Source organism: Salinivibrio sp. ML323 (assembly GCF_001995745.1).
Taxonomy (GTDB): Bacteria; Pseudomonadota; Gammaproteobacteria; order Enterobacterales; family Vibrionaceae; genus Salinivibrio; species Salinivibrio kushneri.
This window is the reverse complement of the sequence record NZ_MUES01000003.1, coordinates 166309-180215: the sequence shown is the minus strand read 5'-3', so window position 1 is coordinate 180215 and position 13907 is coordinate 166309. Positions and strand designations below refer to the sequence as shown.

Sequence of the window (13907 nt, the reverse complement as noted above, 5' to 3'; positions counted from 1 at the left end):
TGGCGCCATCATCTTCATACAAGCAGATGTCATGCCGTTTTAGTCCGTTCCTGGGTATTGCTTCATCCAGCGCCTTTCTTGATACCAGGCGCGTAGCAACGCAAACACAGAAGGTGGTTGGTGCCCCCGCAATCGCAAGCGTGCGCCAATATGGTACAAATGCCGATATTGGTGCAGAAGTGCTCTGATGGCTTGGAAATAGCCCCCCTCACTGTCCCAAATATGCGCCGGCTCACTACTCGCGCCGTTGATCTCGACAATGCACAGCCCCTTCCCTTGTTGTAACGACGCGATATCGCGAAACTTGATATCGAAACGGCCGAAGTAAAAGCCATTAATGTCTTTGGCGATTGTATCTATTTTTGCCGTCAGCGCCGGCGTCACCCAAGCCGCCCCATCTTTAAAGATGGCACCGCGGCAGTGGCTACCCGAGAAGGCTAGCGGAATACGTACGCCAGCTGGTATTACCTCATCAAGCTGATGATGGTGGCGCTGATGATAAAGATGTCCACGCACAGAGGCGGCATCATGGTGTTGGATAAGCGCGGCTAAGGTGCGCCTACCATCACCGATCACAGCGGGCAAGTATTTCAACCCGAGGGAAAATATTTGCCCCCTTTCCTCACCGGGATAGCGAATATAGAAAACCCCCGCTTCCGCGTCGTAAGGTGCCAATGCTTGGAAAATAATGTCTCTGTCGGGTGGAAATGTGCGGATATAGGCGAAGAGCTTTTTTTCCGTATCAATGCGCTGAACACCAGCCCCTCGACAGCCTTTGTCCGGCTTAGCCACCAGCGGCATAGTGATACCTGCCTTCGCAAGTTCGGCAAGTAGCGTTTTTTTAATGCTGGGGGTGATGGCATTGGGCCGCGTCCATCGCCAATAGGCAGCGATGTATGGTTGCGCCGTGTCGCCCGCTTGAGCAAACACCTCTGATTTAGCCTCACCCACCATTCCAGAAAGGGAGATGCCTGGGTTGGCAATCAATGACAATGTCAAACTGCGATAGTAGAGGCCAAGCCCGATTGATTGAACCACGACGGGCGTGTAGAAACACCACGCCGGCAGAAACTCAAACCAGCCCAACGGCCGTGACACAGGGTAATTGGGCATGCCAGCTTGACCGATGAGCATCATCGAGGGCTTTGTCATACCGATCCTTTTGCGGGGGTTAACAATGCGCGACGACGAAGAAAACGATTCATCAGCACCAACGCGATAACCGCAATAGCAAAGGCCCACCCAGTGAGCTGTTTCTCTGCTAGCCATTCACTGTGCTCAATGGTGAATGCCCCCCAAAAGATCACGCCTGTCCAACAGGCGGTGGCAACCCCCACGGACAATAAAAACGTACGAAACGGGATAAAAAGAAACCCACTGAGGCTGTAGGTGACCGTTCTAAGCCCGGGAATAAAGCGTATAAGAAACAGGTTTAAAAAAGCATGCCGACGCAACAAGTGGCGCGCGTCACGGACGCCTTTTAGCATTAACAGACGGGCACGTAAACGCCGGTAGCGTCGCGCGTACCGGCCCAGTAAGAATAGCGCGATATCACCACTGGCAATACCAATAAAGATAGCCAGTAACGCCATAGGCCAGGCTAATACCGCTTGAACAGCAACAAAAGCAGCCAGCGCGATCGCACCATCTTCAAAGACATACGAAGCAAATATAATCACAAAAAATAAACCCAGTGACGGTAAGGTCGCCAAACTGGGTATTATGTTCTCAACCATTGGCTTTCTCCTCCTAATTAATCATAGACAGAGGAAAACCCAAGTTACTTACAAATTGATGAAAAAACGCGGTTACATCCCCCCCGCCACATCAAATAAGCTGCCTGTCGAGTACGAGGCATTATCAGATAATAACCAAGCAATCATTTCGGCCACTTCAAGGGTAGAGCCACCACGCCCGAGTGGAATGTTATCCGCTACGCGGGCGACACGATCCGGCTCACCGCCTGCGGCATGCATATCCGTATCGATGGGTCCTGGCCGTACCGCATTCACACGAATACCTTCACGCCCCACCTCTTTAGCGAGCCCCATGGTCAAAGTATCAAGGGCAGCTTTGGTGGCTGCGTAGTCAACATATTCATTGGGCGATCCGGTTTTTACCGCTGCGGAAGATACGTTGACAATCGCGCCACCGTTCCCGCCGCGGGACTGCGCCATGCGGTGTACCGCTTCGCGGCAACACAAAAAGGCACTGGTGACATTCGCTTGGAACATCGCGTTGATCCGCTCGGCATCCATACTGCTCACCGCCGACTGTGGCAACATGATCCCTGCGTTGTTAACCAGTGCAGTGATATTTCCCAAACGGTTGTCTGCTTCGCTAAATAAGCGCTTCACGCCCTCTTCGCTCGACACATCCGCCTGAACCGCAATGGCATTGACACCAATCGCTTGAAGTTCATCAACAAGCGCAAAAGCAGATTCACTGTTGCTCAGATAATTGATGCAAATGGCATAGCCACGCTGTGCCAATAGTTTTGCCGTCTCACGGCCAATGCCGCCACTTGCCCCGGTTACAATCGCAACTGGATTCATTGCTACTCCTTTTCGCTTAATCCGCCGATACCGGTGGATAATACCCCATTCTCACTGCGCCCCAATGTTGACCTGCAACGAAAAGAGGGACAGAGAGATCATGCATTACCTCACCGGTATCGCGCTTGTAGGTCTGCAGCAACATGGTATCAGTATGTTGACCGCAACGCCTACCTGTTCGGTCATCAAATAAGCGTTTAGTCCGGTTTCCGGTGATATCTTGCGCATAATCGCCGGTGAGAGGCTGGCAAAAGCGCTGATTATGCGTGGGGACGTAGCCATGGTTGTCATTGGCAATTACATAAACAATGTTCTCATCAGCTTCAAGAATCGGCTCTTGAATAGGCGGTAAGATCCGATCACACAAGCTATCAAATCGGGTGGTATATTTTTTAGGATCGGTATTCGCGATCGGCTGGTAGTGGCGATCAAACAAATCACTTTTACTGATCTCACCCTGCTCGATGGCTTGTGCAAACGCCACCTCTATGCGATCGCGACATAAACTGGCCGCTTTGAAAAAGCGTTGATGCGGGCTCGCCTCAGACAGCTCGGCAAAAACGGCATTGGTTTTTTCGGTGGTTTCCATCAAGCCTTCCGCTTCTTGGCTCAGCGCAATCACCTGGTTATCACTGTCTTTCAATCCAGTCCGCACTTGGGTCAATGCTGAAGCAATTTGCTTGAGGCTTGCACTGTTTTGTGACGATCCATCCGCCATTTGTCTCACGGCGGCTTCAACCTGATCGGCTCTGGACGAGAGGTCGGTTAAAATCTCTCCCCCTCTTTCAACATTCAACGTCCCTGACTCGACATCCGATGACAGCGTTTGAATATGGGTCATCACATTACTCGACTCTGTCATGATCTGTTTTATGATTTCCGCGACTTCACTGGTGCTTTGTGACGTACGCTGAGCAAGCTGACGCACTTCGTCGGCCACCACCGCAAAGCCACGCCCTTGCTCTCCCGCTCGTGCTGCTTCAATGGCGGCATTCAACGCCAATAGGTTCGTTTGCTCTGCAATCGCATCAATGACTTGTGCGACATCACTCACTTTATTGACGTTAGCGTCTAGCGCTTTAATACGTGCCACTGTTTCAGCCGTTTTTTGGTTAATATCACGCATTTCCTCAATGGAGTCCGTGAGCTTATCGGCACCTTCCAAGCTCAGATCTCGCATGCGCGTCACTTGCTCAACAGACGCTGCCTGCGCTTGGCAGGTATCAGCCAACGTCTGTTCGATATGCTGTGCCGTCTCGGTCACTTCCACCACCGCAGAAAATTGGTCGGTTAGTCGCGTTTTCAATATATCTGAGCGATGCGAGACTTCCGCCGCATTCATGGCGTTCATAGTGGCGCGCGTTGCTAATCGTCCAACCGTCTCCATCGGTAGCGTTTGGGTTTCCTCCTCAATATCCTGCCTCGATACCTCCTTGGGTGTCGACGCGTACACCCTCATTGCCAACACAGTCACGAGCGCTTGACAAGCCAGTAGCCCCGCCACGCCATAAAACTGCTCGGAAAAAAAGCGCCCACTCACCAACACTAACAGTGCCAACGTGGTGCCTATGGCAACCCAAAACCATGATTGTTTGTTCATTGCATTCCCTGTCATCGAACCACCTTTGTTCCTCACTGAACCCATTTTATCCAACGTCATGGCATGCGGTCGTATCACGACACACAGAACGGCCACGCTTTATTTATTGATGCCATGCTTCATGCCTAATCGCGGTGAAAGTGATCAAATTTCGACTAAAGCACTAGATCGAACACGCTTGTAACCAAACCATTCTAGGCCCCAGCTACTACTTAATAAGGCGCGACATAAATCAGCACCGGCACAAATAGCGGAAACGCAATAAACGTCGTTAATTCTTAGGAAAAATGCGCTAAGCTACGGCTAGGTCATTGTAAGTAATGGGAGAGCCATGCTCCGCGGTCAACGAGTGCGTCAGGCGATTCACGCCTTTTTGGTATTGATGACAACTAGCTTCTCGCTGGTGTGCTTTTCTTTAGCTGTCATTCCTGAAAGCGAAGAGTTTGCCGTAATCTGGTATGTCTCAGCGGCCGGCGCATTCGGGTTTAGCTGTTTTCCTCGTTACGCGAGACTCTTCGCCGCCGTCGGTTTTTTTGTTGGTGTTTACTGTGCAGACACACTCATGGGGATTTCCGCGTCGCTCAGTGCCAGTATGGCCGCCGTCAACACCGCGACGGCAAGCATCGGTTTTGGAGCTTATCGTTTAGTGCGTAAACGTTACGGTGATCCCCTCGAGAGTATGTGGCCTTTCATCCGAGGACTCGCTCCCACTCTCTTTTTGAGTCCGCTAGTGGGTGCGATATTTGGCGCCAGCGTTCAATCAGCGGGCACCAACCAACCCTTCGATTATCTTCTACTTCGCTGGTTTATTAGTGAGTTTGTCGGTTTTGTCGCCTTATTCCCTTTATTGCTAGTTATTAAAAAGCATCTCAACCATGGATTTGATGAGCCATTAACAAGGCAAGGCACATTTGGGACCTCTTTGATCACCCTATTTGTAGGTGCATTCCTTGTTATCATCCTCTTACTGACTCTTTCCCCTCATCCGTTTTTAGTACTGACTGCCCTATTTGTATTGGCCGCAACGTTGCAAAACCGCTTGATTGGCTTAGGCTGCATCGCACTGACTCTCTTGAGCTTTGACATTTTGTCTGCCCTTGGCGCACTCACATTTCAAGTGAGCGCGGACCAAAAGGCTTCACTGTCTCGGATGGCAATGGCAGCCGCGGCCATGGGCACCGGCGTGGTGATGACACAGCTGGCATATAGCTATCGCCGTCATCAGCGGCATCACATTGAGCAGCACTCGCTGCTCACGCAAGCCATGCACAACTCTTTGATTGGGATGGCGATACTTGATCCCAGAGGTATCATCCAAGATGCCAATGCCAGTTTGGCGCAGTTTTTTGGCTGCGAGCGCCACGTGCTACTCGGCTCGCATGTGTCTTTGTTCACACGAGAACAAGACCAATCGTCGCTGAGGGATTATTTTAATGATCTGATCATGGGCCATTCTGACAATAAGCGATTGGAAAAACGCTTTGTGCGCGTGGATGGGGAGATAGTATGGGGACGCCTCTCCGTCACCGCGGTGCGGGATAAACACGCTGGGCATGTCACTCACTTAATCAGCCAAGTCGAAGATATTAACGCCCTCAAAGCAGCACAGCGGGAACAAAAACGTTGGCTTGAGCGTTGGCGTTTTGCCCTCGATATCAACAAACTTGCCGTCTTTGAGCTCAACGTTGATACGGGCGCACTCTTGTTTTCTGGGTGGTCAGCGCCTTTGCTCGGCATCAATGCCAAACAGATACGCACCTACCAAGACTGGGTCAGTCGCATACATCCAGATGATCGCGCCGCCTGGGAGCAATCTATGCGCCTGCTGGTCGACAAACACACCGATAGGATGGTGGAGGTATTCCGGTTTAAAAATGATGCGAACGCCTATCGCTATCTGCGTCAATCGTCGGCACGGCAAACGGGGGAAGAAGCCGAAACCGTCTTGAGTACCGTGATTGACATCACTGAGCAGTATCTAACTAACCGGCAAACAGACACCTTACGCCGCCGCCTAGAAGCCGCGACAAAAGCGGCCAATATTGGTATTTGGGAGTATCACGTTAACGAAGACAGGCTAGAGTGGGACGCACAAATGTACCGCCTCTATGATGTCCCCGAGGCCGAAGGCAGTGAAACACTCGCCACCTGGCAGCAACGTCTTCATCCAGATGATGCAGAGACGATCAACCAAACACTCCAGGACGCGCTTACGCATCATCAACGGCTCGATACCCAATTTCGTATCATTGATAGCCAAGGACGCATTCGCTACATCCGTGCTCTCGCCAGCTTACAAATAGACGATAATGGCAACACGGTACGGATGATCGGCGCCAATTGGGACAATACCGAAATCAACGAGCTTAACCACGCACTGGCCCAAGAGCGTGAACAGCTGGATGTGGTGATGAACTCTATCAACGATGCGGTGATCACCATCGACGATCAGGGCAACTTGGCCTACCTCAACAACACCGCGCAGTGGCTTGTTGCCAATGATAGCGTGCTGCCACTCGGCCAACCTGTGGACGCGGTTTTCGAGCTTTACAACAACCAGCAACGGGTGCTGCTTTCCAGTTTTAGCAGTCAACAAACAGAGACTTTTTTTGAAACCCAAATACAAGACGCCTACCAACTGGTTCTAGCGGGCGGCAAACGTGTGTATGTGTCGGTGGCTATGTCCCCACTGACCAGTAACCAAAATGGTCAACACGGGTATGTGTTTGTGTTGCGAGACGTGTCGGATGAGCATGCGCTGATGGCACAGTTAGACTACAACGCCAATCATGATTCGCTCACACAGCTACCCAATCGCCGCGCCTTTGAAACCCTGATGGAAAATCACTTGTCCCGCGAGAGTCAGTCGCCTTCCGTGCTAGCCTTTATCGATTTAGACCTTTTCAAAATCATCAATGACTCGGTCGGCCATCACGCCGGTGACGAAGTCCTATGCCAGGTATCACAAGCCTTAGCCGATAACATACGCAGTGATGATGTGGTGGCGCGTTTGGGCGGCGATGAGTTTGCGTTGCTGCTCACGCACTGCAACATGCACGACGCGAAACATACGATCGCCGACTTAATCAAACAGCTTGAACACTTGTCTTTCTCCTATGGCGAGCGCATTTTTGCCATCAGTGCCAGTGTGGGGTTAGTGGATGTGAACGATGCGACATTAACCCTCTCGGATTTGATGAGTCGCGCCGATGTGGCGATGTATGAGGCTAAATCGTCAGGGCGCGGCCAGATAGTGGATTACAACGATATCTCAGGAACCGCGCAGGGACGCCACAGTGACATGCAAATGGTGGGAAGAATTACACGGGCACTGACTGAAAACCGCTTTGCGCTCTATGGCCAACAGGTCGCCCCCGCACAAGGGCCTGTGGTTGAACACTGGTACGAGCTGTTAATACGCATGATAGATACCGACGGCCATATTATGAATCCGGGGGAATTTATTCCTGCTGCCGAAGCCTTTGGTTACATTCGCGATATCGATGGCTGGGTAGTGAACTATGTGCTCAATACGCGCGCCGCGGAGTTGGCAGAGTCAGGACTCAGGTTCAACATCAACCTCTCAGCAAACTCAATCAGTGACCCAAAATTTCAGGCACAACTCAAACAGCTATTAAGCGCTTCTGTCCTTCCTGCCGAGCGACTGTGTTTTGAGATCACTGAATCAGCACTCATTAGTCATTTAAACACAGCCGTCTCTTTTATCGACGAACTACGCCACCATGGCGCGCATGTCGCGCTGGATGATTTTGGTGCCGGTCTCTGCTCGTTTCATTACTTAAAGCTGTTCAATGTGGATGTGGTTAAAGTTGATGGCCAATTTGTGGCTAACCTGACCGACCGAGAAAACAAAATCGATCGCGTCATACTGGAGTCCATTGTCAGCATTTGTGACACCATGGGTTACAAAACGGTCGCGGAATGGGTCTCCGACGAAGAAAAACTTGCCTGCGTACAAGAAATTGGCATTAACTACGTGCAAGGGTTTCTTATCGACTACCCAACACCGCTTGATACACTGCTTGCCACGCATACCCTCACACCGCCGAGTCACTGACGGTGCCCGACGACCACCGACTACTGTTTGACTCATTCACCTAATACGCAGTGGCGATGGTGGTTGCACACGTCCAATAAAAAAGGCAATTTAGAGGTTTTGCTTGGACGGCTACCTCATGAACCGATATACGCTGGCCGGATGCGGCGCCATCATGCTTTGGAGCAGCAATGTCGCCTTTATCCGTCATGTCACCGAACTGCTTGGGCCACTCGGTGGGGCAGCGGCGATCTATACGCTTGCCTCTCTTTGTTTGATTGTCGTCGTCGGCCTCCCCAAACTCAACACCTTCCCGCGCCAATATTTGCTGATTGGCGGCGTTTTATTTGTCGTGTATGAATTGTGCTTAGCGCTCTCACTGGCTTGGGCGAATACCCGCACCCAAGCGATCGAAATGGGGGTGATCAACTACCTCTGGCCGTGCTTAACTGTCTTGTTTTCGGTTATTTTGACCCGTCAGAAAGTAAGCCTGTGGCTCTATCCTGCGTTAGTCGTCGCCTTTATGGGCGTGGTGTGGACAGTAGGAGGCAAGCAAGGCGTATCTTGGTCTCACCTTGTGGCCAACATTCAGTCGAACCCGGTTAGCTATATATTGGCGTTTAGCGGTGCGATTATTTGGGCGATTTACTGTAACCTCACCAAGATGCGCGCGCAGGGTAAGAACGGGATCACCTGGTTTTTCTGTGCCACCGCGGTCACTTTGTGGGTGGGCTATCTCGCCTCTGACGCACCCGCCATGCATCTTTCATGGCAAACCAGCGGCTATGTGCTGCTCGCTGGACTCGCCATGGGAGGCGGTTATGGGCTGTGGAATATAGGTATTCTCAAGGGCAATTTGATGGTCTTGGCCACCCTATCCTATTTCATCCCTATTTTGTCGACCTTATTGTCGGCCGTGTTACTTTCGACTTCGTTGACGCTCACCTTTTGGCAAGGCGTGGCCATGGTCACATTTGGCTCACTGGCCAGCTGGTGGCTAACGCGTGAGCCCGTAAAAGCCGCCAATGAACAACTCCCACTAAACGCTGCGCGTTTTGACGGAGTTTCAAAAAGAAAGCCTAAGCTGCCTCTTTAGGCTGGTTCCCAGCCTGAATACCTAACGCCCAGTTTAAATTAACTTGCGCACTGGCTACATCTCGGGGCTTCTCACAGCCACAATCGCATGAGTGCCAGCGATCAGTTAAGGTTTTTTTCTTCTTAGCTCCGCAGTCTGGGCAGGTTTGACTTGGCTTAACTTGCTTTGTTGGTACTTCAACGTATTCGCTACCAGCTTCTTCCGCTTTATAGGACAGCAAATTAAGAGTCATGGCTGGCGCGGTATTCAGGGTTTCCCGATTCAAGCCAGCCTTTTGTTTTACGTTCTTCCCATGCTTCTCAGCAGTCCCTTTGGCGGTGCTGGTCATGTTCTTAACGGTTAGTTTTTCAGTGGCAATTAATGCCGCCACTTTCACTAATTTTGTAGTTTCTTTATGAGTAAAATCGAGTCGTTGACGGGCGATTTTTTGGTGCAATTTAGCAATTCTGTGCTTCAGTTTGCGATGGGCGCGAGTCCCCCTTTTTGCTAACGCAAGGTCGCGTTGCAAAGAAGCTAATCGCTCTTTGCTGTTTCTCAGGTAGCGAGGGTTTTCGACTTGCTCAAAATGACCATCTTGATCGATGGTTGAAAAATAATGAGAAACACCCCAATCAAGACCAATGGCTTTAGTGCCACACTGTCTTTCAATGGAATCGTATTCCATTGAAACCGAGATAAACCACTCACCATTCTTGCGAATGATCTCGGCAGTTTTTGGCTTACCGCCAGCGTTTCTGGCTTTGCCTCGGATCTTAACGATGCCGACATTAGCCAGATAAACTGCGCCATGTTTTTTCTCTTTTAGGTGAAGTTTCCATCCATCACCATGCGCTTTGTAACCCCAGCCTTTAAATCGTTGAAATGGCTTAAATCGTGGAAAGCCAGCTTTCTTATCGCCTTTCTTCAATCGACGAAAAAATCCGTCAAAAGCCAATGCAACACGCTTTAAAGTGACCTGCTCGCTCTGAGCGTTGGCATTGAAAATGCCATGCGCTTTGCGAGTGTTGCGCCAGAGAGTATTAATTTTGCACTGCTCTGAAAAGCTAAGGCCATAATCAGAATTGCGGTAAGTTTCGATGCGATCACGTAAAGCCCAGTTGTACAACTGGTGATGATGCACAAACAAATCCATCAGCGACTCTTCTTGAGAAGCCGATGGTTTCAGTTTGTATGTGACTTTACGGATTGCTTTTTTCATACAAATGATTATATTTAGTTGTTATGAAAAAACAAGCTCTAAACACGCTTTATCACAGCGTTTATAACATTCACTACCATTTGGTTCTTGTGACTAAATATCGCCGTCATTGTATCACGCCAGAGGTTGCTGCGTACTTAGAGTCTCAGTATAAAAGATTACTGGAAGCTTGGGATTGTGAACTCTTGGAGTGCAACGGTGAACCAGATCATCTTCACCTTTTGATTTCTGCGAACCCCAAAATACAACCAAGCAAAATGGTGAACAGCTTAAAAACTTCCACATCAAGACTTGTTAGAAAGAAGTTTTCTGAGTACTTGGGTAAGTTTTACTGGAAGCCAGTTTTTTACAGCAGAAGTTATTGTCTGGTTAGTTGCGGAGGTGCGCCACTTGAGATCGTGAAGCAATACCTAGATCAGCAAGAAGGGTTTGATTAAAGCCACCACTTCGTGGTGGTGCGCCTTTCACCACCACCTAAATTAATTTCGCTTAGGCTCATTATATTTAGATGGAGCACTTGGCGCTTTCGGGTAGACGTCAACAAGTGAGCGCTCAATGACGCCTGAACGCCCTCATTATATGAGGCGTGGCGGCGAGATGACACAGGCGACTAGCCGCGAGTGGCGGCTAGTCGCCCAGAAAGTTAGGACTCGATGGCGGCCATCGACGGGGACGGCGTCGCGACGCCATAATACAGACAAATGCGCTGCCCGTTTATCTCCTCCACTTCAAAATCAATCTCGTAAATCTGCTCCATGATGGGTTTAGTCACCACATCTTTTACTCGACCACTGGCAACAACCTCACCCGCTTTCATCGCAATCATGTTATCGGCATAACACGCACTAAAATTAATATCGTGCATCACGACCACGACCGCCTTATTGTATCGGTGTGCCAACTCTCGTACCGTTTTCATGATCGCCACAGAATGACGAATATCGAGATTGTTGAGTGGCTCGTCGAGGAAAACATAGTCAGTGTTTTGCGCGACCACCATGGCAATGAATGCCATTTGCCGTTGGCCACCACTGAGCTGATCAATAAAGCGATCTTGCAACTCTGTTAGCCCCAGCTGCGCTAACGCATCGTCAATCATGGCATTGTCTTGTTCGGATAGCCGCCCTTTGGAATGGGGAAAGCGTCCAAACGCCACCAGTTCACGCACCCGGAAGCGCATATTGACGTTGTTTGCTTGACGCAACACGGCCAGCCTTTTTGCTAATGCCTCATTGCTCCATTCACTGAGCGGTTTATCGCCAATCAAGACTTCACCCGCATCACTGTCTGTCAGCCGGCTCGCCATCGACAGCAGCGTACTTTTCCCCGCCCCGTTAGGGCCGATGATAGCGGTCACTTTACCGAGAGGAAACAGAGCACTGGCTTGATTCACCACCTGTGTTTGGCCGTAAGCTTTCGATAATCCAATTAATTCAATCATAATGTTAAAACTTGTTTTTCGTCAGGAGATACAAAAAGTAAGCCCCACCGACAAAGTTAATGATCACACTCACCGTGGTCTCAAACCCAAACCATTGCTCGACAACATACTGGCCACTTAACAACAAAAATGCCGCCAACACACTCGTGGCCACAATTAAAAATCGATGCTCATAACTGACAAACATTTGCCGCGCAAGGCTCACCACAATCAAACCAAAAAAGAGCACCGGCCCGACCAAAGCGGTTGATAAGGCAATCATCACCGCAATCACCATCATTACCTTTAGGGTGAGTCGACGTGTATCGATGCCAAGGCTGGTCGCGTTATCCTCACCCAACAAGCACACATCAAGCTGATTGCTCAATCGATAGAGCACCAGCAAACAGGCAGCGAGTACCGGCACACTGACATAGACCAGTTCACGGTTGGCATTATTGAAACTGGCGAACATCGCATCTTGCAATACAGCGAACTCACTCGGGTCAACCAACAAGGTAAAAAACTGACTGATACTGCCAAATACGCTACCTAGCACGATACCAATCAACAGCAGGGTGTAGATGTTGGCGCGATGGCGACGAAAGTAAAGTGTGAACAACACAGTCGCGCTGATCGTCATTAGCACCACACTGGCGGTAAAGTTCGCGTAAGCATTGATCAGCAATACGCTACTTGAGCCGAATACCACCAATAAAACGGTTTGCAAAAGGACGTATAAACTATCGAAGCCCAGAATCGAAGGCGTCAAAATCCGATTGTTGGTGATGGTTTGAAACACCAGCGAAGAAGCCGAGATCGCCACGGCAGCGAGCGTAATAGCTAAGACCTTAGGGGTTCGTCGTGAAAGAAAATACGCGTAATTATCCGCCGTTAATCCATGCCCTAAAAAGTACCCTGCTACGAGCACCACACCCATTGCGACAAGAGAGAGCTTGATACCATCACGCATTGGCTTTGTCCCTCATCACCAGATAGATAAACACCGCACCGCCTAAGATAGAAATAATCATCGCGATCGGGACTTCATAGGGGAAGATAATGACGCGGCCCAGAATGTCGCAGCTCAGCACCAACACCACGCCCCAAAAGGCTGTCCAAGGTAGGTTACGTTTAATGTTATCGCCCATAAAAAGCGAGACAACATTAGGCACAATTAAGCCAAGGAAAGGGATAACGCCGACAATCATCACCACAGCGGAAGACAACAACGCAACCACCATGACACCAAATAGCACCACCTTTTGATAATCAAGGCCGATGTTTTTGGCAAAGCTTTCACCAATACTGGCGGCGCTGAATTGGCTGGCATACGCATAGGCGATACCACATACTGGAATAGCCACAAAAAGCACTTCGTAATTTCCCGCCAGCACCGACGAAAAGTTGGCGACCGTCCACGCTTGCAAGGTTTGAATCAGATCGTACTTATAAGCTAAAAACTGGGTCAGCGAAGAGACCACATTGCCGTACATGATCCCTATCAAGGGAACCAGCACGGTATTCTTAAACTTCAGACGTTGGAGAAAGTGGACGAACAACCAGGTGCCGGCCATTGCCATTCCCACAATAACGGACAGATCCAGCCATTGGCTGGCCCCCCCAAACATAACCAACGTCAGTACATAACCCAGCAGCGCACAATCAATGGTGCCCGTGGTATCAGGCGCGGCAAAGCGGTTTTGGCATATCTGCTGCATGATGAGTCCAGCCACACTTAAGCCCGCACCAGCCAGACAAATAGCCAGTAAACGAGGAATACGGCTGGTGGTAAAAATCGTCCACGCTTCTGGGTCGCCCGCCCATAAGCTCGCGAGGGACACATGCGCCACACCAATGGATATCGACAAGATCGCCAACACCACAAGGACAGGAATAGAAAGATACTTCACAGAATCACTACCGTTGAGGTCTAGAACCACAAAGACCCAGGTCCAGCCTGGGTCTGCTTGTTTGTCGT

11 protein-coding genes are annotated in these 13907 nt (G+C 50.1%); 3 read left to right on the top strand and 8 right to left on the bottom strand.

Going from position 1 to position 13907, the window contains the following annotated elements; genetic code table 11:
* Nucleotides 1-39 precede the first annotated feature (39 nt).
* The 4 genes from BZG13_RS03755 to BZG13_RS03740 form a co-directional block, all read right to left on the bottom strand.
* Nucleotides 40-1152 carry a hypothetical protein gene (locus BZG13_RS03755; protein ID WP_077485144.1) on the bottom strand — a complete coding sequence of 371 codons (1113 nt, stop codon included), beginning with the start codon at nt 1150-1152 and terminating at the stop codon, nt 40-42.
* Nucleotides 1149-1736, bottom strand: a complete 588-nt coding sequence (locus BZG13_RS03750) for a DedA family protein (RefSeq protein WP_077485141.1) — start codon at nt 1734-1736, stop codon at nt 1149-1151. The genes BZG13_RS03755 and BZG13_RS03750 overlap by 4 nt, the downstream gene beginning before the upstream one ends.
* Nucleotides 1737-1808: 72 nt before the next feature.
* Complete coding sequence (locus BZG13_RS03745; protein ID WP_069360920.1) at nt 1809-2555, bottom strand: SDR family oxidoreductase; 747 nt, start codon at nt 2553-2555, stop codon at nt 1809-1811.
* A gap of 16 nt (nt 2556-2571) precedes the next feature.
* Nucleotides 2572-4170 carry a methyl-accepting chemotaxis protein gene (locus tag BZG13_RS03740; protein WP_158011740.1) on the bottom strand — a complete coding sequence of 533 codons (1599 nt, stop codon included), beginning with the start codon at nt 4168-4170 and terminating at the stop codon, nt 2572-2574.
* 316 nt (nt 4171-4486) lie between these two features.
* Between BZG13_RS03740 and BZG13_RS03735 the strand changes: the two genes are divergently transcribed.
* Together BZG13_RS03735 and yddG are read left to right on the top strand one after the other, a co-directional pair.
* Nucleotides 4487-8233 carry an EAL domain-containing protein gene (locus BZG13_RS03735; RefSeq protein ID WP_077485136.1) on the top strand — a complete coding sequence of 1249 codons (3747 nt, stop codon included), beginning with the start codon at nt 4487-4489 and terminating at the stop codon, nt 8231-8233.
* Between the two features lie 118 nt (nt 8234-8351).
* Nucleotides 8352-9308 carry an aromatic amino acid DMT transporter YddG gene (gene yddG / locus BZG13_RS03730; RefSeq protein WP_077485134.1) on the top strand — a complete coding sequence of 319 codons (957 nt, stop codon included), beginning with the start codon at nt 8352-8354 and terminating at the stop codon, nt 9306-9308.
* Here yddG and BZG13_RS03725 read toward each other — a convergent pair.
* Nucleotides 9292-10506, bottom strand: a complete 1215-nt coding sequence (locus tag BZG13_RS03725; RefSeq protein ID WP_077485131.1) for an RNA-guided endonuclease InsQ/TnpB family protein — start codon at nt 10504-10506, stop codon at nt 9292-9294. The genes yddG and BZG13_RS03725 overlap by 17 nt on opposite strands.
* A gap of 23 nt (nt 10507-10529) precedes the next feature.
* On the opposite strand from BZG13_RS03725, the gene tnpA reads away from it, so the two are divergent.
* Complete coding sequence (gene tnpA, locus BZG13_RS15620; protein ID WP_077485128.1) at nt 10530-10943, top strand: IS200/IS605 family transposase; 414 nt, start codon at nt 10530-10532, stop codon at nt 10941-10943.
* Between the two features lie 206 nt (nt 10944-11149).
* Here tnpA and BZG13_RS03715 read toward each other — a convergent pair whose 3' ends face one another.
* Genes BZG13_RS03715 through BZG13_RS03705 form a run of 3 tightly spaced genes read right to left on the bottom strand, consistent with a single transcriptional unit; the run spans nt 11150 to nt 13839 of the window.
* On the bottom strand, nt 11150-11947 hold the full coding sequence (locus BZG13_RS03715) for an iron ABC transporter ATP-binding protein (RefSeq protein WP_069360916.1): 798 nt from the start codon (nt 11945-11947) through the stop codon (nt 11150-11152).
* 4 nt (nt 11948-11951) lie between these two features.
* A complete protein-coding gene (locus BZG13_RS03710) occupies nt 11952-12899 on the bottom strand; it encodes an iron chelate uptake ABC transporter family permease subunit (protein WP_077485125.1) in 948 nt (315 codons plus the stop codon).
* The gene (locus tag BZG13_RS03705) at nt 12892-13839 is read right to left on the bottom strand and encodes an ABC transporter permease (RefSeq protein ID WP_069360914.1); all 948 of its coding nucleotides are present in this window, start codon (nt 13837-13839) and stop codon (nt 12892-12894) included. Before BZG13_RS03705 ends, BZG13_RS03710 begins: the two co-directional genes overlap by 8 nt.
* Nucleotides 13840-13907: the final 68 nt, after the last annotated feature.